19 protein-coding genes are annotated in these 17,914 nt (G+C 59.3%); 11 read left to right on the top strand and 8 right to left on the bottom strand.

Features of this window, described 5'->3' with window-relative positions:
- Positions 1–226: 226 nt before the first annotated feature.
- Positions 227–826 (bottom strand): DUF3828 domain-containing protein, encoded by a 600-nt coding sequence (locus PQR62_RS01840; RefSeq protein WP_408154181.1) that lies wholly within the window; start codon positions 824–826, stop codon positions 227–229.
- Positions 827–1,100: 274 nt separating this feature from the next.
- Positions 1,101–1,403, bottom strand: a complete 303-nt coding sequence (locus tag PQR62_RS01835) for an antibiotic biosynthesis monooxygenase family protein (RefSeq protein ID WP_408154179.1) — start codon at positions 1,401–1,403, stop codon at positions 1,101–1,103.
- A 566-nt stretch (positions 1,404–1,969) separates the two neighbouring features.
- On the opposite strand from PQR62_RS01835, the gene PQR62_RS01830 reads away from it, so the two are divergent.
- Positions 1,970–2,461: a DUF1269 domain-containing protein gene (locus PQR62_RS01830; RefSeq protein WP_408154177.1), complete on the top strand. Its 492-nt coding sequence runs from the start codon at positions 1,970–1,972 to the stop codon at positions 2,459–2,461.
- Positions 2,462–2,530: 69 nt separating this feature from the next.
- Here the strand turns inward: PQR62_RS01830 and PQR62_RS01825 are convergent, their stop codons facing one another.
- Entirely contained in the window at positions 2,531–2,959 is a 429-nt protein-coding gene (locus PQR62_RS01825; RefSeq protein WP_408154175.1) for a DUF2721 domain-containing protein, read from the bottom strand.
- Positions 2,960–3,405: 446 nt separating this feature from the next.
- Here PQR62_RS01825 and PQR62_RS01820 point away from each other — a divergent pair, with 446 nt between their 5' ends.
- The 3 genes from PQR62_RS01820 (at position 3,406) to PQR62_RS01810 (ending at position 6,323) form a co-directional block, all read left to right on the top strand.
- Positions 3,406–4,701, top strand: coding sequence for a solute carrier family 23 protein (locus PQR62_RS01820; protein ID WP_408154173.1), 1,296 nt, complete (start codon positions 3,406–3,408; stop codon positions 4,699–4,701).
- A 262-nt stretch (positions 4,702–4,963) separates the two neighbouring features.
- The gene (locus PQR62_RS01815) at positions 4,964–5,200 is read left to right on the top strand and encodes a hypothetical protein (RefSeq protein ID WP_408154171.1); all 237 of its coding nucleotides are present in this window, start codon (positions 4,964–4,966) and stop codon (positions 5,198–5,200) included.
- A gap of 109 nt (positions 5,201–5,309) precedes the next feature.
- On the top strand, positions 5,310–6,323 hold the full coding sequence (locus tag PQR62_RS01810; protein ID WP_408154169.1) for a transporter: 1,014 nt from the start codon (positions 5,310–5,312) through the stop codon (positions 6,321–6,323).
- 85 nt (positions 6,324–6,408) lie between these two features.
- Here PQR62_RS01810 and PQR62_RS01805 read toward each other — a convergent pair whose 3' ends face one another.
- Together PQR62_RS01805 and PQR62_RS01800 are read right to left on the bottom strand one after the other, a co-directional pair.
- Positions 6,409–6,750: a hypothetical protein gene (locus PQR62_RS01805; RefSeq protein WP_408154167.1), complete on the bottom strand. Its 342-nt coding sequence runs from the start codon at positions 6,748–6,750 to the stop codon at positions 6,409–6,411.
- A 155-nt stretch (positions 6,751–6,905) separates the two neighbouring features.
- Positions 6,906–8,657, bottom strand: a complete 1,752-nt coding sequence (locus PQR62_RS01800) for a glutamine--tRNA ligase/YqeY domain fusion protein (protein ID WP_408154165.1) — start codon at positions 8,655–8,657, stop codon at positions 6,906–6,908.
- A 182-nt stretch (positions 8,658–8,839) separates the two neighbouring features.
- On the opposite strand from PQR62_RS01800, the gene PQR62_RS01795 reads away from it, so the two are divergent.
- Both PQR62_RS01795 and PQR62_RS01790 read left to right on the top strand, forming a co-directional pair.
- Positions 8,840–8,980, top strand: a complete 141-nt coding sequence (locus PQR62_RS01795; protein WP_408154163.1) for a hypothetical protein — start codon at positions 8,840–8,842, stop codon at positions 8,978–8,980.
- Positions 8,981–9,306: 326 nt separating this feature from the next.
- A complete protein-coding gene (locus PQR62_RS01790) occupies positions 9,307–9,774 on the top strand; it encodes a DUF2269 family protein (RefSeq protein ID WP_408154161.1) in 468 nt (155 codons plus the stop codon).
- A 39-nt stretch (positions 9,775–9,813) separates the two neighbouring features.
- Here PQR62_RS01790 and PQR62_RS01785 read toward each other — a convergent pair whose 3' ends face one another.
- From PQR62_RS01785 to PQR62_RS01775, 3 genes are all read right to left on the bottom strand, one after another.
- A complete protein-coding gene (locus PQR62_RS01785) occupies positions 9,814–10,668 on the bottom strand; it encodes a LytR/AlgR family response regulator transcription factor (RefSeq protein ID WP_408154159.1) in 855 nt (284 codons plus the stop codon).
- Positions 10,669–10,701: 33 nt separating this feature from the next.
- Positions 10,702–11,850 (bottom strand): sensor histidine kinase, encoded by a 1,149-nt coding sequence (locus tag PQR62_RS01780; protein ID WP_408154157.1) that lies wholly within the window; start codon positions 11,848–11,850, stop codon positions 10,702–10,704.
- A 62-nt stretch (positions 11,851–11,912) separates the two neighbouring features.
- Positions 11,913–12,206, bottom strand: coding sequence for a 2TM domain-containing protein (locus PQR62_RS01775; protein WP_408154155.1), 294 nt, complete (start codon positions 12,204–12,206; stop codon positions 11,913–11,915).
- A gap of 248 nt (positions 12,207–12,454) precedes the next feature.
- On the opposite strand from PQR62_RS01775, the gene ugpQ reads away from it, so the two are divergent.
- From ugpQ to PQR62_RS01750, 5 genes are all read left to right on the top strand, one after another.
- Positions 12,455–13,216, top strand: a complete 762-nt coding sequence (gene ugpQ / locus PQR62_RS01770; protein WP_408154153.1) for a glycerophosphodiester phosphodiesterase — start codon at positions 12,455–12,457, stop codon at positions 13,214–13,216.
- A gap of 280 nt (positions 13,217–13,496) precedes the next feature.
- Positions 13,497–13,730 (top strand): hypothetical protein, encoded by a 234-nt coding sequence (locus tag PQR62_RS01765; protein ID WP_408154151.1) that lies wholly within the window; start codon positions 13,497–13,499, stop codon positions 13,728–13,730.
- A gap of 583 nt (positions 13,731–14,313) precedes the next feature.
- Positions 14,314–16,938, top strand: coding sequence for an alanine--tRNA ligase (gene alaS / locus PQR62_RS01760; RefSeq protein ID WP_408154149.1), 2,625 nt, complete (start codon positions 14,314–14,316; stop codon positions 16,936–16,938).
- 14 nt (positions 16,939–16,952) lie between these two features.
- Complete coding sequence (locus PQR62_RS01755; RefSeq protein WP_408154147.1) at positions 16,953–17,504, top strand: NUDIX domain-containing protein; 552 nt, start codon at positions 16,953–16,955, stop codon at positions 17,502–17,504.
- 95 nt (positions 17,505–17,599) lie between these two features.
- Positions 17,600–17,833 (top strand): sulfurtransferase TusA family protein, encoded by a 234-nt coding sequence (locus PQR62_RS01750; protein ID WP_408154145.1) that lies wholly within the window; start codon positions 17,600–17,602, stop codon positions 17,831–17,833.
- Positions 17,834–17,914 lie beyond the last annotated feature (81 nt).

The following is a 17,914-nucleotide window of genomic DNA, read 5'->3' as shown; positions in this document are numbered from 1 at the left end:
AAGAGTAATCCAGTCAGGCGGCGGACGAGCAGTGGAGAAGTCGTGGAAAATCCTGCCAATTCAGATTAAAGACGCAGGGTTTGGCCGGCGCAGCTGAGAATCGATAGCAAGGAAGCCGGCTGTGAGGCAAGCCCGGAATATGCCGGGCTTGCCACTGACATTTTGCTGACCGGGTGCTGATGGCATGCGACAGCGGGCTGCACTTTTCCAGCCCTTGTAAAGAACTTTACTGCGCGTCCTTGATCGCTTCCGACAAGGTGTCGCTCAGATATTCGCGTTGCGAGGATTGGTCGTTGCCGATGAATTCGATATCGTCGATGCGCCAGTGACCGTCTTCGCGCACCAGCAGAATCTTGTCATTCCAGGCTTCTCTGTCGCCGTCCTGGCTCTTGTACTCGAAGCCTACCTGGCAAGAGGCCTTGTTGTCCTGACTGTCGCAGCTTTCGACGCGGTACGAACTGGCGCCTTCGAACAGCGAAGTAAACAGATCGCCCTCGATGATGGGCGGTACTTGCGTACCCATCGCGGCGTGGTACTTGGCTTCGGCAGCGGAAGCCTGATCCAGCAGCGCGGCCAGCGCATGGCTGACGAAGGGCTGATATTGCTTTAGTTCTTCGGCGGCCGGGATGCCCGGCGTATGCGCCTTCAGATGCGCATCATAGAAACCGGAGATGACTTGCGCCTGTTGCTTGTCGTCGCCCGAGAAATTATTGCAGCCGGCCAGCGCGGCGCTGGCGGCGATGCTGAGAACGGCGATGCTTTTACCCAGCAAGGCGGGAGAGATGGGGGACGTGGCGGATTTTGGCTGGCGGCTAAAAATTTTCATTCAGGTTTTCCGGCGCAGAACACCTCGGCGGCAGGGCCGGCCGGTATTCCGCAGGTACATTTCTTTCGCTGTGGCCGCTGCCGCTTGTGCGGCCTGGGCTGTATTTTTTGCAATGTGCGGGCGGGTAGTTCAGGTCGCGCGCGCCGCGTGAGGCGCAGGCTGGAACCGCTTAGTCTGCATCACGCGGTGTGCGTTCCCCGGCAAGTCAAACATCGGAACAAAAAATCTGGCTGCTTGCTCCGGCGATGGTTTGCTGCCGGCGTCGGGTTCGAGATCAGGCAGATTCGCTCAGCAGCGCGAAGTGTTCGACTTGCGGCGGGCTGGCGAAGTAAGGGCCGACGATGCCGCGCCATTCGGTGAAGGCCGGCGATTCGCGAAAGTCGACGGTGTGATTTTCCAGGGTCGCCCATTGCACCATCAGCAGATAACGCTCCGGCGCTTCCACACCTTTTTGCACCTTGTGGCCCAGATAGCCTTTGGCCTTGGCGATGGTCTGCGCCACGCCGCGTTGGATGGCTTCGTCGAATTCGGCTTGCTTGCCGGGCTGGATGCGAATGTCCGCCAGTTCAAGAATCATGGATGTCTCCCTCATGTGTGTGCTGTGATAGTGGAATGTCGATACTGCCAAGCGCCCGAGCGGCGTCGCGCGAAAGCGGCCCTGATTATGACATTTTCCTGACGCCATTGCCGGGCCGCGCACCTCTGCGGCGGATGAAATGACTTCATCAGTCGCGCTGCAAATCGTTGCGGAAAAATGCCCGCCACGTCTTGCAAAGAATAGCCGCCGGCCATGTCGACGCCGGCTGAAATTCCGCGGCGGCCTCCCTGTGCCGCTTTCTCTGCGGGCTGAGTCCGCAGGCCGCAGATGTTGCCGAATCTCATCGTTGAAATGCCGCTGCCGATTGACTATGCTGAAACCTGACGCGCATGTCAGGATGCGGAGATGCGCCGGAGAACATGTGCCCGCACACCGGCAAGGCAAGCGCATCACATGAAATAAACGGGCGTGCCTGAAATTGCGGCGCAGCTACCGTGCCCGGAACCGCCAACAAGGCCAGCTGTAAAAAGTGCCGCGCAGATGTTCAGATCATCATTGAGCTACACGGGGGCAACACCATGCCGGGCAGACAAAGACTGTATTTCATGCTTCCCGATGTCGCCAGCGCCAGAGGCCTGCGCGACGATTTGTTGCTGGCCCAGGTGGGCATCGGCCATATCCATTTCTGGGCCAGGGACAGCGGCTTGCCGCTCGATTTGCCGGATGCCGGCATTACTCACAAAACCGATCTGGTGCATGGCGCCGAGATTGGCCTGGCTGTCGGCGGCATACTCGGTTTCATCGGTGGCGTGTGGCTGGCGATCTTTCCTCCCGAATGGGCGGAGTTGCATATGCTGAAGGTGCTGCTGATGACGATGGGCGGTGCTTTGGCGGGGGGCTGGATGGGTGGCATAGCGGCGGCTGCCTTCCCCAATTCACGCTTGCGGCGGCTTCAGCAAAGCATTTCAGACGGCTGGATTCTGTTGTTGGCGGATGTCCCGGGCCCACAGGTGAGTGAAATCGAAGCGCTGCTCAAGCGGCGTCAGGCGGAAGCCCATTTCGCCGGCGTCGATCTGCGCATGGCGGTGCTGCGCTGAGTTCGTTCTGGATTGTTCGGCTGATGATTTTGCAGGCCTGGATCGGCAGCGTCTGCCTCATCCATTTCATCAATTGCCCTGATCCGGTTTGACCGTGCGCGGCGCTCGCTGCAGTTTTTGCTCCAACTCTTCCAGACCGATCTCAATCGCACGCGTGCTGATCGCGATCTCCCACAATGAAAACAGCAGCGACAGCACCAGCAGGAAAATACTGGCGCCGAAGGCGAATTGCGCCACGCCGTCGATCTCGATGAAGAGCAGAAACATCGACAGTGCGCACAGAATGAAGCTGCTCACGCCCAGCACCTGCATGTTGCGAATCATCGCGATGCGCTTGCGCAGATTGACGATCTGGCGGATCACGACGTCGCGACCGTCTTCCTTGTGCTGGGTTTGCAGATGGCGGATCAGTTGCGCAAGCACCAGAAAGCGGTTGGTGTAAGCGAGCAGCAGCAGCGAGATGGCGGGGAACAGGAGTGCAGGGGTGGTCAGATTCATGGTGGCGGCGCAGGCGTGCGCAAACTCCTTCTAAAGCTATTGATTTCGCAAGAAATATGCCCGTGACCTGCACGCAAGCCGATGTGAGTGAGGGGCTGCTGCATTCCCGGGGACAGCAGCGGCGCGCTGCAGATTGGGTGATTTGCATCTGTGATTCAAGGCAGGCATTTAAACACCGCGCATGGCTATTGTCGAATCGTCATCGCTGAATGCGCTTTGTGACGGATTTCGCGTGCGCAGGCAGTCACCAAAATCGAGCCTGAAATGATTTTCAGCAGGCCAAATTGGGGCGTTATCGGACAGGATCACACCATCATGCACTAAGGCATGGCAGCGCCGCGCCGGCCCGATTATTTTTGCGCTCGGCGTTCGCTTGCCGATTGTTATTTGTTCACTCGCTCAATACACTAGCTCCCGTTCATTACAATAAAACCGAAAGGCAAAACATGGCGGGTTCTTACTTTCCTCAGTGGCGCTTGCGCGCCGGCGTCGATGACGGCAAGGCGCAGGTGATTGCAGCGGACGAGCGCCTGCCGGCGCCGCAGACGGTGGCGATGGGCATACAGCACGTGGTCGCGATGTTCGGCTCTACCGTGCTGGCGCCGTTGCTGATGGGCTTCGATCCGAATCTGGCGATTCTGATGTCGGGCGTCGGCACCTTGCTGTTCTTCGTGCTGGTCGGCGGCCGCGTGCCCAGCTATCTCGGTTCCAGCTTTGCCTTCATCGGTCTGGTGATTGCCGTTACCGGCTATGCCGGGCAGGGCCACAACAATAATCTGGGCGTGGCGCTGGGCGGCATCATTGCCTGCGGCGCGGTGTATACCCTGATCGGTTTTCTGGTGTCGGCGGTCGGCACGCGCTGGATCGAAAGTCTGATGCCGCCGGTGGTCACCGGCTCGGTGGTGGCGGTGATCGGCCTCAATCTGGCGCCGATCGCAGTCAAGGGCGTGACCGGCAATAACTTCGATGCCTGGATGGCGCTGGGTACCGTGCTGTGCGTCGGCGTGGTGGCGGTGTTTACGCGCGGCATGCTGCAGCGTCTGCTGATTCTGATCGGTCTGTTGCTGGCCTATGTGATCTACGGGGTGCTGACCAATGGCGCCGGTCTCGGCAAGCCCATCGATTTCAGCGGGGTCGCAAGCGCGGCCTGGTTCGGTATTCCGACTTTTGCCGCACCGGTATTTCGCGCAGATGCAATGGCCTTGCTGGCGCCGGTAGCGATCATCCTGGTGGCGGAAAATCTCGGCCATATCAAGGCGGTGAGCGCGATGACCGGTCAGAATCTGGACCAGTACATCGGTCGCGCCTTCATCGGCGATGGTCTGGCCACCATGTTGTCGGGCAGCGTGGGCGGCACCGGCGTGACGACCTACGCCGAAAATATCGGTGTGATGGCGGTGACCAAGATCTACTCCACGCTGGTGTTCGTGGTGGCGGCGCTGATTGCGATTCTGCTGGGTTTCTCACCCAAGTTCGGTGCGGTGATCCTGACGATTCCGGGCGCGGTGCTGGGCGGCGTGTCGATTGTGGTCTTCGGTCTGATCACGATATCTGGCGCACGCATCTGGGTGGAGAACAAGGTCGATTTTTCCAACAACACCAATCTGATCGTGGCGGCCGTGACGCTGGTGCTGGGCGCCGGAGACTTCACGCTGAAGCTGGGCGGCTTTGCATTGGGTGGTATCGGCACCGCCACCTTCGGCGCCATCATTCTGTATGCGCTGCTGAGAAAGCGCGCCTGATGTTGTCGGCTTCGGCCCTGTAGCAGGCAACGGGTAAAACTGATCGGCGCGATGCAATGTATTTATGCATCGCGCCGATCCGGATTGCCATTTTTCCATTGAGCAAGTCCTGCTTAGTTACTATACTTGCCGCTGCTGTTGATTGCCTTGTGGAAATTTCCGGGCGCAGATCCGGACACTTGTCAGCAATGCAAGATGCTATGAATCTTTGACCTACAGGTCACGCAAGGCCGGCTGCGCCGGACAAGGGGAAAACGCTTAAATGAATACCGCAATCCGATTGGGCGCACTGCTGTGCGTCGCTCTGCCTTTGCTCGCCGCCTGCGACGCAGTGGCCGGCAAGAAGGACTACGCCTACTTCCGCAAGAATCTGGACGAAGCCAAATCGATTTCCGATCAGTGCTCGCTGAACGGCACCTCCGGCATGAACAAGGCCCAGATGGCGGAATGCGATGCCGCGCGCGAAGCCTATGCGAATCGCAATATGAAGGGCTACTAGGTTCTTTTCTACAGATTCCTTGCAGCACGCGGCGTACGGCCGGGTTTGTCACAAAATTGTCAAAGTCGGCCGGTAGAATCCAACGTCTTTCAGACCGTTGCCGCTGACCATGATCAATCCGTCGGACTTGCCGCAGGCTTTGCACCTGCTCTATGAACCTGCGGGTTTCATCTGTGCGTTCCGTTTCAATGGCGGTCGCGCCGAACAGCTCAAGTGGAATCAGGTGCTGGACGATAGACCGGCGCCGTCTGCTTTCACCTGGGTGCACGTCAAGACCGCCGACGTCAAGGTTCAGCACTGGATGCAAAACGGCAGCGGCATCCCCGAACACATTCAGGAGTTTCTGCTCAGCAGCGACACCCATCCAGGTTTGCATGCCGCGGCACAAGGCGTCTACGGCACGCTGACCGACATCAAGATGGAAATCGGCGACACCGGCACCGAGAAGGGCGCGCTGCATTTCTATCTCGACGGCGGCCGCTTGCTGACCTTGCGCACACAACCTTTGTGCTCCACCAATCTGCTGCGGCAGAAAGTGCTGGACGGCGCCGAGTTCGACAATCCCATGGATTTGTTTGCCGAGCTGCTGCGATGCCTGGCCGACGGCTTCAATCTCAAGCTGGAAGCGCTCAACGACCGCGTCGACGATATCGAGTTTTCAGTGCTGTCAGACCGTCGTCCGGAAGACCGCGCCGAGCTCAGCAGCATTCGTCGTCAACTGGCCGAGCTACGCCGCTACATCACGCCCGAGCGGCGTTTGCTGAATCAGTTCAATCGCCTGCGCCCGGCCTGGGTGCCTCCCGCCGCGCTGGAAGATCTGTCGCATGCGCTGGATGAGCTCAATGAACTGCATTCCACGGTCGAGGCCTTGTACGAACGCGCCAAGCTGCTGCAGGAAGAAATCGCTTCGCAGATGTCGGAACAGATGAACCGCAATCTGATGGCGCTTTCGATACTGACGGCTTTGCTGATGCCGGCGACCTTGGTGTCCGGCATTTTCGGGATGAATGTTGCCGGCTTGCCCGGCTTGCACGATGAAGGTTCGTTTGTGATGGTCATGGCCATCATGATCGGGCTCGGTGTGGCGACGGTGGCGTTTCTGAAGTGGCTGAAGATCTGGTAGGGCAGGTCGGCAGAGGGCATGGTCAAAAAAAACGCGCCTGGCTGGGCGCGTTTTTTTATTGTGTGCGACAGGTGGTGAAAGGGGCTCAGCTTTCTTCGCTGACCAAGCTGTCCAGATCGAGGGTGTCGACTGCTTCCACCTTCAGCGCCAGCGGCCGCCACAGCGAATACAGCCACAGGCCGATGGTGCACAGCGTGCCGAGGAACAAGGTAATGAAACCGGACAGAAACAGGCCGATGAAGGGCGCCGCCATCAGCCCCTGATACCCGATCAGATGCTTGCCATCCCAGGTGATGGTCTGTGCGCCGAACAGCGACAGCAATCCCATCAACGTTGAAAACGGCACCAGCGAAAAGCAGGTGCCGATCGCCAGCAATTTGTAAATCGTGCCCATGGACAGGCGTTGAATCTTGATTTCTTCGAACATGGGCTTCAGCCCCCCGACTGTAAGATGATGGAATGCTTTGCTTGCTGCCGGACGGCGCTCCCCCGGAATTGCCGGCGCCGTCTTTTATTCTATGACTCAATGAATTCTGCGTGGCTGGCTTGAGCGAACGCACCGAAGCGCTTCGCCCGTCCTGCTTATTTGCCCCAGCTGTCTTTCAGTGTCACTGCGCGATTGAACACCGGCTTGCCGTCTGTCGAATCGATGCGGTCGGCGACGAAATAACCATGGCGTTCGAACTGATAGATGTCGCCCGGCTTGGCCGATTTCAGTGTCGGCTCCAGATAGGCAGTGATGACTTCCTTCGAGTTCGGATTCAGCGCCTGGAGGAAATCCTTGCCGCCGGCGTCCGGATGCGGATCGCTGAACAGGCGGTCGTACAGGCGTACTTCTGCGGCCAGTGCGTGCTCTGCGCTGACCCAGTGCAGATTGCCCTTCACCTTGTAGTTGGAGCTGCCTTCGGTGCCGCTTTTGCTGTCTTCGAAGTAGCTGCAATGCACGGCGATGATGTTGCCGTTTTCATCCTTGTCGCAGCCGGTGCATTCCACCACGTAACCGTAACGCAGACGCACCTTGTTGCCCGGGAACAGGCGGAAGTAACCCTTGGTCGGCACTTCCATGAAGTCTTCGCGTTCGATCCACAGTTCCCTGGTGATCGGGAAGTGGCGATGCTCGCTGTCGTGCTGCGGATGCGCCGGCGGGTAGACCGGTGCGCTGCAGTCTATGCTCTGCCCTTCGGGGAAGTTGTCGATGATCAGTTTGAGAGGACGCAGCACGGCGACGGCGCGCGGCGCCTTCGGATCCAGATCGTCGCGCAGCGCGCCTTCGAGGATGCTGTAGTCGATCCAGCTGTTGTTCTTGGAGGCGCCGGTGCGGTCGCACATCAGGCGGATCGCTTCCGGCGTGTAACCGCGACGGCGCAGACCGACGATGGTCGGCATGCGCGGATCATCCCAGCCGCTGACGATCTTTTCATCGACCAGCTGTTTCAGCTTGCGCTTGCTGGTGATGATGTAGGTCAGGTTGAGGCGTGCGAATTCATATTGATGCGGCAGCGGCTTCTTGAAGAAACCGGCATCCGACAGGCGTTCCAGTACCCAGTCGTAAAGCGGGCGCTGATCTTCGAACTCCAGCGTGCAGATCGAATGGCTGATGTTTTCCAGCGCGTCTTCAATCGGATGCGCGTAGCTGTACATCGGATACACGCACCACTTGTCGCCGGTGTTGTGATGCGTCGCATGGCGGATACGGTAGATGGCCGGATCGCGCAGATTCATGTTGGGGCTGGCCATGTCGATCCTGGCGCGCAGGATCAGCGTGCCGTCGGCGTGCTTGCCGTCGCGCATTTCTTCAAACAGACGCAGCGATTCATCGGCCGGGCGATTGCGCCATGGCGAATCCTTGCCCGGCTCGGTCAGCGTGCCGCGGCTTTCGCGCATCTGTTCGGCGTTCTGTTCATCGACATACGCCAGCCCGGATTTGATCAGCGATTGCGCGCCGGCGTACATCACGTCGAAGTAATTGCTGGCGTAATAAAGATGCGTTTGCCCATCCTTGTTCCAGTCGAAGCCCAGCCATTTGACCGAGTCGATGATGGTGTCGACGTATTCCTGATCTTCTTTTTCCGGATTGGTGTCGTCGAAGCGCAGGTGGCAGCGGCCCGCGTAGTCGCGCGCCAGACCGAAGTTAAGGCAGATCGATTTGGCGTGGCCGATGTGCAGATAGCCGTTAGGCTCGGGTGGAAAACGCGTCACCACTTGCGGCAGCGGCTGGCCCTGGCTGTCGCTGCGGTCGGCATAGGTGCCGGACACAAGGTCGGCTTCGATGATGCCGCGCAGGAAGTTGGTGGAGGGTGGTGCCGGGTGACCGTTTTTCAGTTCGTTGCTCATGAGGTGATAAAGAATGCGGATTTATGCAGAATGCAAACATTTTACAGCAGGGCGCCCGTATTCATCGGGCTTTGCGCTGCGGCAACGGCGAAATAATTGATTACAGTTGATACCGCTGCGAATTACCTTGCGCAGGCCGCGGATGGCAAGCTGGCACCGTACTGCAAACCAAGGAGGGCAGCATGAAGAAGTTAATCAAACTGGTAGTGGTCGGCGTCTTGCTGAGTTCGGCCCTGTCGGCCTGCGTGGTGGTGCCGGCCGGTCCGCCGCATCCTCACTATTACCGTCCTTATTACGGGCCTGGTCCTTATTACGGACGTTGATTTCGGATGTTTCATCTTTTAAGCGTTGCGTCAGCTTTCTGTGGTCGATGATTTATATGGTCCCGTGCAGCGAGAATGTCCGGCCGTAAGGCGGACTGATTGTGTATTGCAGCGGGCTCAATTGCTCTGCGCCCGGCGTCGCCGATAACATTCCTCGGGGGCGCCGGGCGCTGTTTTTGTGCCACGTATTTCCATGCCTTCATCAGATGCCGGCGATGGATCATCGGCTCATTGCCGGTTTTCTGCATTTCGTCGCTTGCGCCTTCGCACCGGTCGAGTATTGCGCCATCCTTTCTATCTCTCTTTGTTATTGATCGGAGTGCGCAATGACGGTAGTCACGTGGAAGGCCATTCATCTGGCCGGCATGCTTTTATTTCTCGGCAATATCATTCTCACCGCATTCTGGAAAACGCTGGCTGACCGCAGCAGCAATCTGGTGCTCATCCGTTTCGGCGTGCGCGTTGCCAATCTGGCCGACATTTTTTTCACGCTGCCTGGCGCCATCATGCTTGCAGCAGCAGGCCACTTCATGGCGCCGTCCTATGGCGGGTTGTTACACACCGGCTGGATGTTCTGGGGCTTGGTGCTTTTTATCGGTGCCGGGGCATTGTGGCTGATGGTGTTGATTCCTCTGCAACTGGCACAGGCGCGCAGCTTGCGGTCGCTGCGCGATGGCGATGCAATTCCGACGCGTTATCGCAAGCTGGCGCGCGCCTGGGCGATGGCAGGCATGCTGGCCACTTTATTGCCCTTGATTGCCGCTGTGCTAATGGTGATCAAGCCGCAGTTGTGAGCGGTTCGCCATGCATGCGGCGCCCATTGCCGGAAATGACTACATCTGCCTGAACAGATATGCAAACAGGCGACTCACCGCCAGCCGCTCTTTGCGATGATGCAGTGTCAGCGACAACTTGCCCGTCTCATCCCGTACGGCTGCCTGCACCTGGCGGATCTGCACTACGGTGCCGCGATGCACCTGCCAGAATTGCTGCGGATCGAGTTGCGGTATCAGCTCTTTCAGGCTGGTGCGGATCAGTGCTTCGCCGTCGGCTGTGACGACGTTGATATATTTGTCGGTGGCCTCGAAGTACAGCACTTCACTGACCGGAATCATGCGCACCTGATTGCCCACTGCAGCGCGGATGATGTCCAGTCGCGGCACGGCCTTGTTCGATGCCGTCAGTTGATTCAATTGCGCGAGCGCCTGCGCCAGCCCTGCATCCGGCAAGTCTTCCATTGCGGAGGCCGCATCCGTCCTGGTGCGCTCGGCGAGCCGTGCCTGCAAACGCAATACCGTTTGCATCAGTCGCTCATCATTCACCGGCTTGAGCAGATAGTCGACAGCCGCCTGATCAAAGGCTTGCAGCGCGTATTGATCATAGGCGGTGACGAACACCAGCAGCGGAAACGGCCGTTCATCCGGCCAGGCATTCAACAGTTCCTGCGCCGCCTCCAGTCCGCTCAGTCCGGGCATCTTGATATCGAAAAACAGGATGTGCGGCAAGCGCGCCAGCGCCTGCTCGACGGCCGCGATGCCGTTTTCGGCAATGGCGGCGATCTGCAGTTGCGGCCAGCAGCGTTGCAGGGCCTGGCTCAGCGCCCGGGCCAGCAGAGCTTCGTCTTCGGCGATCAGTGCAGAAATCGGAGCCGAAGTCTGAGTGGCATTTACGGTCGTCGTCGAACTCATCGTCACACTCCGGCGAAGTGCTGCGGTTGGCGGTCAGGCGCGCGTATAAGGCGAGGGAGGCAGTGCGCTCAGGGGAATCGTGATTTGCGCCATGGTGCCGGCGGGGACGTTGTGCGTGAGGATCAGTTCCGCCAGCGGACCGTAAAGCGCGTGCAGGCGGTCACGGATGTTTTGCAGGCCGAAGTGCATGGTTTCGCCCTCCAGCGTCGGGCCTTCCGCCAGTATGCCGGGCGGCTGGTTATAGCTGATGCCGGCATTCAGCCCCTGGCCGGTATCGAACACGCTCAGGATCAGCATGCCTTGATGCAGCGAGGCGCGCACGGTGCAGTTGCCGCCCTCGACCTTGGGTTCCAGACCGTGACGGATGGAGTTCTCCACCAGCGGTTGCAGCAGCATCGGCGCCAGCTTCAGCGAACCCAGTTGTTCCGGCAATTGCAGGCGGTAGCTCAGACGCAGACCCATGCGTAGCGACATCAGGCCGAGGTAGGCCTGAATCAGATCGAACTCCTTTTGCAGCGTGGTGTTTTCGCTGCGCGAGGTGGTCAGCGTGGCGCGCATATAGTGAATCAATTGATCCAGCATCTGGGTGGCGCGCAGCGGTTCGCTGGCGATCAGTGTCTGCAGTGTGGCAAGCGTGTTGAACAGCATGTGCGGTTCGACCTGAGCCTGCAGCATCTGCAATTGCGCCAGCGCCGCCTGTTTTTCGATGATGCTGGCATGCGCCTGCAGGGCCGCGATCTTTTCGCGATTCCAGAAAAACAGGGTGCCGCCGACGCAGGCCAATAGAGTGAGGACGATGATGCCGATGATGTTGTTGCTCTGGCCCAGCGTCAGCGCCTCGATCGGTGTGCCGAGGATGACTTCGGCCACCAGATTGCCGATCACGAACGACAGCGGCGCGAGTACCAGCAGCATGGCAATGAAACCGCCCTTGTGCGGTTCGCCATTGCCCCAGAACAGGGTACGAGCACCTTGAATCAGCAACATGGCGCTCAGGCCTATGCACATCGCGATCAGCAGATTTTGCTTGAAGCCGGTGCCGATGTGCATCAGGTAGGTGACGACGGCCGCACACAGCACATTGATGACCAGCGTCGGCAGCAGCGCGCGCAGCAGCTCGCGCGCCAGCAGATAGATCCGGGAGGAAGACGGTGATGCAGGTGGACTCGCAGGTGTACTCATTAATCCAAAACGTTCAGATAATTCAAGAATCGCCGCTGCGGCATGGCTATTGAGGCCATGGCTCAGCGGTTTTGCAGTTCGCGCTCTATCATGCGCTGCTTCCAGCGCGTGGGCTGCCGTGGGAACACCGACAGAGCGTGGAATAGTAACCCGATTCCCCAGCCGAGTAACGGTCCGGCGCTCCAGAAAGGTGCGCCGGGATGGCGCAGATTGAGGATCACCAGTGCACTGTTGATTACCAGATAAATGGCCAGATGGCGGTAAAAGCCGATCATGCGTTCGACGCGGCGGGTGGCGTTGATCCGCGCCGCGGGATCGTCGCAGGCCTCGCTGGCGGTGGCTTGATGGTCTTGCATGGCATGCTCCTCTGGCGTGGATTGATTGCCGGCCAGTATCCTGCCTGGATGCGCTGCAGGACATGCCGATGCGACGAAATGCTGAATCGTGGCGTTCAATGGATTGCTGGCCGCGCCAGCGGAAACGCATACAATCCATGCGGCGCAGAAAAAGCGCCGGGCGGGCAGACCGGCTCGGCCCGTTGGGACGATTTTCAGGGCTCAGCCGCCCGCCGTCCGCACAATCTGCAATCTCAGGAGGAAATCATATGTGGCCCTATCCCAAGATCGTCGCTCACCGTGGCGGCGGCATTCTGGCTCCGGAAAATACCATCGCCGGCTTTAAGGCCGGTTTGGAGCATGGTTTCAAGGCGGTTGAATTCGACGTCATGTTGACGCGCGACGAAGTGCCGATCCTGATGCACGACCCGCAACGCGGGCGCACCTTGCCCGGCAGCGGCAGGATTGCCGAGCAGGATTGGGCCGAATTGCGCGAGCTCGATGCCGGCGGCTGGCACGGCCCGGATTTCGTCGGCGAACGCATCTGCACCCTGCAGGCGGCGCTGGACTTTTGCGTGGAGCGCGGCATCTGGATGAACATCGAGATCAAGCCGGCGGCGCCGGAATACGCAAGGCGTACCGGCGAGCTGACGGCAGCGCTGGTGCGCGCCAAATTCTCCACGCAACTGGCTGCGCACGCGGCGCCCGCGCAATTGCCGCTGTTCTCTTCATTTTCCTTCGATGCGCTGATGGCCGCAAAAGTCGGCGCCCCGGATATTCCGCGCGGGTTTCTGATTGATGCGCCCGGACCGGACTGGCGCGAGCGCTTGCAGCAGCTAGCCGCTGTTGCACTGCACACCAACCACAAACATCTCAGCGCCGGACTGGCGCAAGCCGTCAAACAGGCCGGTTACGGGCTGTTCTGCTACACGGTGAACGAGGCGCAGCGCGCTCGCGAGATCCTCGGCTGGGGTGTGGACGCCTTTTGCACCGATCGTATCGACCTGATCGGACCCGGCTGGCAACCCTGAAAATGAAGTGAAAAAGTCATTCTGACCAAGCGACTGAAATGTTTTGCCGCTGGCTAAGATCGGCTGACGGATGGCGGGGTGGACTTTGGGATTCTCGGGGGGATATTCGGGAGCCTGCAAAAACACCGCAAACCTGATGTCAACGCTTGCAGAAGAGCGCGCGTTATGGAAGCACAAGGCTTGTAAATCCTGATGGACACCACCCAGGGGAGCTGGCGGCAGCGGAACTGACGACAGATTTGCAAGCAGCCTTGTGACGATAAAACACTTGATGAGGAAAATGATGAAGATCAATAAATTGTTGGCCGCTGTACTCGTTGCCGCTTTCGCTCTGCCAGTCATGGCTCAACCGGCTCCAGCCGCTGCTCCAGCGCCGGCTGCTGCACCAGCAGCTCCGGCTCCGGCCGCCAAGCCAGCTGCCAAGCACAAGAAGCACAAAAAGGTTAAGAAGCACAAGAAGCACAAAAAGGCGAAAAAGGCCGCTCCTGCTCTGCCAATCAACAAAGGCGCTTAAGCCGGCGTCTCAAGACTGAAAACGCGCCGTCTGCCGCAGGCAGGCGGCGCGCCAGTTTTACCGGAAGGGGAAGCACCGAAAGCGGAATCGCTTGCAGCCGGCGCAATGAGCCGCGCCGGGCTGAAGGTCGCGACCCGTGACCCGTTGGGAGAAATCCCGACGGGTTTTTTTTCGTCTGCCGATTTGTTTTGATGTGAATGAAAGGCCTTTAAGTGGCGTCATTGGCGTTCTTTGAACGACAGCCCGGCGCCGGGCTGCAAGCAGTCGAGTCGGAAAAGAAGTGTCTGGTGACCGCCGGATCGGGGCGCAGAGGCAATGCCGCGGGCTTCAAGCCACGTCGTGCAGGCCGCCGGAGTTTGCCCGCCGGGCCGCTGCCGCCGGGTCCCCGGCGGCCATTTCGCCATCTTTGATGGTATCCGTGATTGCCATAGGGCTTCTCGCGTGTATCACGTATAATCTTCGGTTCGCAATCTCTTTTTGCAGCGGTTTTTGCTCTATTTAATGCATGGCCCCGGCTTCGTTTTTCGTTGCCTCATTGCTCTGCCGCTTGGCCTACTACCCGTTTTCTTATTAGCCCCTGAACATGAACTCAGCCGAAATTCGCGACAAGTTTCTGAAATTCTTTGAAGCCCAAGGACATACCATCGTTCGTTCGTCCAGTCTGGTGCCGGGCAACGATCCGACCTTGCTGTTTACCAACTCCGGCATGGTTCAGTTCAAGGATGTGTTCCTCGGCACCGACAAGCGCAACTATGTGCGTGCCGTGTCCGTGCAGCGCTGCCTGCGCGCCGGCGGCAAGCACAACGATCTGGAAAACGTGGGTTACACCGCACGTCACCATACCTTCTTCGAAATGCTGGGCAACTGGTCTTTCGGCGACTACTTCAAGCGCGAATCGCTGAAGTGGGCCTGGGAACTGCTGACCAAGGTCTACGGCCTGCCGGCTGAAAAGCTGTGGGCTACGGTCTATGAGACCGACGACGAAGCCTACGACATCTGGACCAAGGAAATCGGCGTGCCGCCTGAGCGCGTGGTGCGCATCGGCGACAACAAGGGCGCGCCTTACGCGTCCGACAATTTCTGGCAGATGGCCGACACCGGTCCATGCGGGCCTTGCTCGGAAATCTTTTTCGATCACGGTCCTGAAATCTGGGGCGGCCCTCCGGGCAGCCCGGACGCCGACGGCGACCGCTACATCGAAATCTGGAACAACGTGTTCATGCAGTTCGACCGTCAGATCGACCCTGCCACCGGCCAATACACGCTGTCGCCGCTGCCGGCGCCTTGCGTCGACACCGGCATGGGTCTGGAACGTCTGGCTGCGATTCTGCAGCATGTGCACAGCAACTATGAGATCGACCTGTTCCAGACGCTGATCAAGGCTGCTGCGCGCGAAACCAATATCACCGATCTCAGCAATAATTCCTTGAAGGTCATTGCCGACCACATCCGCGCGACTTCTTTCTTGATCGTCGATGGCGTGATTCCGGGCAATGAAGGCCGCGGCTATGTGCTGCGCCGTATCATCCGCCGCGCGCTGCGTCATGGTCACAAGCTGGGCCAGACCAAGCCGTTCTTTTTCAAGCTGGTCAAGGATCTGGTGGCCGAGATGGGCGCTGCTTATCCGGAACTGCCGGAAGCCGCAGCCCGTGTCGAAATGGTGCTCAAGCAAGAGGAAGAGCGCTTCGGCGAAACGCTGGAACACGGCATGAAGATTCTCGAGTCCGCGTTGGCCGGCAACACCGGCAAGCTGGACGGCGAAACTGCTTTCACGCTGTACGACACTTACGGCTTCCCGCTGGACTTGACCGCCGACATCTGCCGCGAGCGCAATGTCGAGCTGGACGAAGCCGGTTTTGACGCTGCCATGGCGCGTCAGAAATCCACTGCGCGCGCCGCAGGCAAGTTCAAGATGGCGGCCGCCGTGGAATACACCGGCGACAAGACCAAGTTCGTGGGCTACGAGTCGCTGGCCCAATCCGCCAAGGTCATCGCCTTGTATGTGGCCGGCAGTGCAGTGCAGAAGGTCGAAGCCGGGCAGGAAGCCATTGTGGTGCTGGACACCACGCCGTTCTACGCTGAGTCGGGCGGTCAGGGCGGCGACGCCGGCACGCTGGAAGCGGCATCGGCCTTGTTTGCCGTGGCTGATACGCAAAAGATTCAAGCCGATGTGTTCGGCCACCACGGCGAACTGATCAAGGGCAGCCTGGCCGTCGGCGATAGCGTCGAAGCCAAGGTCGATGCCGATCAGCGCGGCCGCACCGTGCGCAATCACTCGGCGACCCACCTGATGCACAAGGCCTTGCGCGAAGTGCTGGGTGGCCATGTCGCGCAACGGGGCTCGCTGGTGGATGCGGACAAGACCCGTTTCGACTTCAGCCACACCGCAGCGATGAGCGCCGACGAAATCCGTCGTGTGGAAGAAATCGTCAATCGCGAAATTCTGGCCAACGTCTCGACCGAAGCCAAATTGATGAGCTACGACGACGCTATCGGCGCCGGCGCCATGGCATTGTTCGGCGAAAAGTACGGCGACGAAGTGCGGGTGCTGTCGATCGGTTCCTCACGCGAACTGTGCGGCGGTACGCACGTGTGCCGCACCGGCGACATCGGCCTGTTCAAGATTGTGGCGGAAGGCGGCGTCGCCGCCGGCATCCGTCGGATTGAAGCAGTGACCGGCGAAGGCGCATTGGCGCTGGTGCAATCCCTGAGCAATCGTGTCAGCGAAGCGGCGGCCGCGCTCAAGGCGCCGCCGGAAGAACTGACCCAGCGTATCGGCCAGGTGCAGGATCACGTCAAGGCGCTGGAAAAAGAAGTGGCAGCACTGAAGTCCAAACTGGCCTCCAATCAGGGCGATGAACTGGTGGCGCAAGCCGTCGATGTCAAGGGCCTGAAGGTGCTGGCGGCGACGCTGGAAGGCGCCGATGTCGGCACCCTGCGCGAAACCATGGACAAGCTGAAGGACAAGCTGAAGAGCGCGGCCATCGTGCTGGCCTCGGTCAAGGACGGCAAGGTCAGTCTGATCGCCGGCGTGACTGCGGATGCCACTGCCAAGGTCAAGGCCGGCGAGCTGGTCAACTTCGTCGCGCAGCAGGTTGGCGGCAAGGGCGGCGGCCGTCCCGACATGGCGCAGGCCGGCGGCACCGATCCGTCCGGTCTGCCGCAAGCGTTGCAAGGCGTGGCCGAGTGGGTCAGCGCCAAGGTCTGAACAAGGACATCATCGTGAGCGATTTCAAATTTTGTCCGGTGTGCGCAGCGTCTCTGGAACTGCGCGCCGACGAAGGCGAAGCCAACAAGCTTCGCCTGGCTTGTCCGCACGGACATTGGACCCATTGGGACAATCCCCTGCCGGTGCTGGCAGCGCTGGTTGAAATCGACGGCAAGATGCTGACAGCGCGCAATGCGGCCTGGGCTGAAGGTCGATTTGCTTTGATTACCGGATTCATGGAGCGCGATGAAACCCCGGAGCAGGGCATCGCGCGCGAGATCAAGGAAGAAACCGATCTCGATGCCCAGCAAATTCAATTGATCGGCGTATACGAGTTCATGCGCAAGAACGAGCTGATCATCGCCTATTACGTGAAGGCCAGCGGCACCGTCAAACTTTCGCCGGAACTGCTGGAATATCGCTTGTCCGAGCCGGCCGATTTGCGGCCGTGGCCGGCGGGTACCGGTCATGCAGTAGCGGACTGGATGCGTGCGCGTAATCTGCCGGTGCAGTACGTGGAATTTGCCGGATCTACAACACCTTTAGTTGCTTCTGCACAAGCTTAGTGCGCAGAATACAACAGCACTTGTGCGATGCATCAACTCGGGTCACGTTTGCAGTAAAATCGTGCACAGTTCTTGTTCGGATTTAGAGTCAACGTATGGTTATCGAATTTCACAGAGAGCTGGACGCGCGTGGACTTAATTGTCCATTGCCGATTCTCAAAACCAAGAAGGCGCTGGCGGATATGACAAGCGGGCAAGTTCTGCGCGTCACGGCCACAGATACCGGATCGGTTCGGGATTTTCAGGCTTTCGCAAAACAGACCGGCAACGATTTGCTTTCGCAGTCGCAACATGAGCAGGAATTCATCTTCTTCATGAAACGCAAGTAAGCAGGCATTCTCTCGTCCGACACATCGCAGAATTCAGGGGCCGCGCAGCATCACCGGCCTGCAAGAAAAGCCCGCCATCGC

Origin of the sequence: Herbaspirillum lusitanum (assembly GCF_046025995.1) — a bacterium.
GTDB classification, from domain to species: domain Bacteria; phylum Pseudomonadota; class Gammaproteobacteria; order Burkholderiales; family Burkholderiaceae_D; genus Herbaspirillum; species Herbaspirillum lusitanum_A.
Note: the sequence above shows the minus strand (reverse complement) of the source record. Positions and strands in the feature narration are given on the sequence as shown.

What these genes read in the sequence shown, in the direction of transcription:
- PQR62_RS01840 (WP_408154181.1), bottom strand. Translation starts at nt 826, where the DNA reads ATGAAAATTTTTAGCCGCCAGCCAAAATCCGCCACGTCCCCCATCTCT.
- PQR62_RS01835 (WP_408154179.1), bottom strand. Translation starts at nt 1,403, where the DNA reads ATGATTCTTGAACTGGCGGACATTCGCATCCAGCCCGGCAAGCAAGCC.
- PQR62_RS01830 (WP_408154177.1), top strand. Translation starts at nt 1,970, where the DNA reads ATGCTTCCCGATGTCGCCAGCGCCAGAGGCCTGCGCGACGATTTGTTG.
- PQR62_RS01825 (WP_408154175.1), bottom strand. Translation starts at nt 2,959, where the DNA reads ATGAATCTGACCACCCCTGCACTCCTGTTCCCCGCCATCTCGCTGCTG.
- PQR62_RS01820 (WP_408154173.1), top strand. Translation starts at nt 3,406, where the DNA reads ATGGCGGGTTCTTACTTTCCTCAGTGGCGCTTGCGCGCCGGCGTCGAT.
- PQR62_RS01815 (WP_408154171.1), top strand. Translation starts at nt 4,964, where the DNA reads ATGAATACCGCAATCCGATTGGGCGCACTGCTGTGCGTCGCTCTGCCT.
- PQR62_RS01810 (WP_408154169.1), top strand. Translation starts at nt 5,310, where the DNA reads ATGATCAATCCGTCGGACTTGCCGCAGGCTTTGCACCTGCTCTATGAA.
- PQR62_RS01805 (WP_408154167.1), bottom strand. Translation starts at nt 6,750, where the DNA reads ATGTTCGAAGAAATCAAGATTCAACGCCTGTCCATGGGCACGATTTAC.
- PQR62_RS01800 (WP_408154165.1), bottom strand. Translation starts at nt 8,657, where the DNA reads ATGAGCAACGAACTGAAAAACGGTCACCCGGCACCACCCTCCACCAAC.
- PQR62_RS01795 (WP_408154163.1), top strand. Translation starts at nt 8,840, where the DNA reads ATGAAGAAGTTAATCAAACTGGTAGTGGTCGGCGTCTTGCTGAGTTCG.
- PQR62_RS01790 (WP_408154161.1), top strand. Translation starts at nt 9,307, where the DNA reads ATGACGGTAGTCACGTGGAAGGCCATTCATCTGGCCGGCATGCTTTTA.
- PQR62_RS01785 (WP_408154159.1), bottom strand. Translation starts at nt 10,668, where the DNA reads ATGAGTTCGACGACGACCGTAAATGCCACTCAGACTTCGGCTCCGATT.
- PQR62_RS01780 (WP_408154157.1), bottom strand. Translation starts at nt 11,850, where the DNA reads ATGAGTACACCTGCGAGTCCACCTGCATCACCGTCTTCCTCCCGGATC.
- PQR62_RS01775 (WP_408154155.1), bottom strand. Translation starts at nt 12,206, where the DNA reads ATGCAAGACCATCAAGCCACCGCCAGCGAGGCCTGCGACGATCCCGCG.
- ugpQ (WP_408154153.1), top strand. Translation starts at nt 12,455, where the DNA reads ATGTGGCCCTATCCCAAGATCGTCGCTCACCGTGGCGGCGGCATTCTG.
- PQR62_RS01765 (WP_408154151.1), top strand. Translation starts at nt 13,497, where the DNA reads ATGATGAAGATCAATAAATTGTTGGCCGCTGTACTCGTTGCCGCTTTC.
- alaS (WP_408154149.1), top strand. Translation starts at nt 14,314, where the DNA reads ATGAACTCAGCCGAAATTCGCGACAAGTTTCTGAAATTCTTTGAAGCC.
- PQR62_RS01750 (WP_408154145.1), top strand. Translation starts at nt 17,600, where the DNA reads ATGGTTATCGAATTTCACAGAGAGCTGGACGCGCGTGGACTTAATTGT.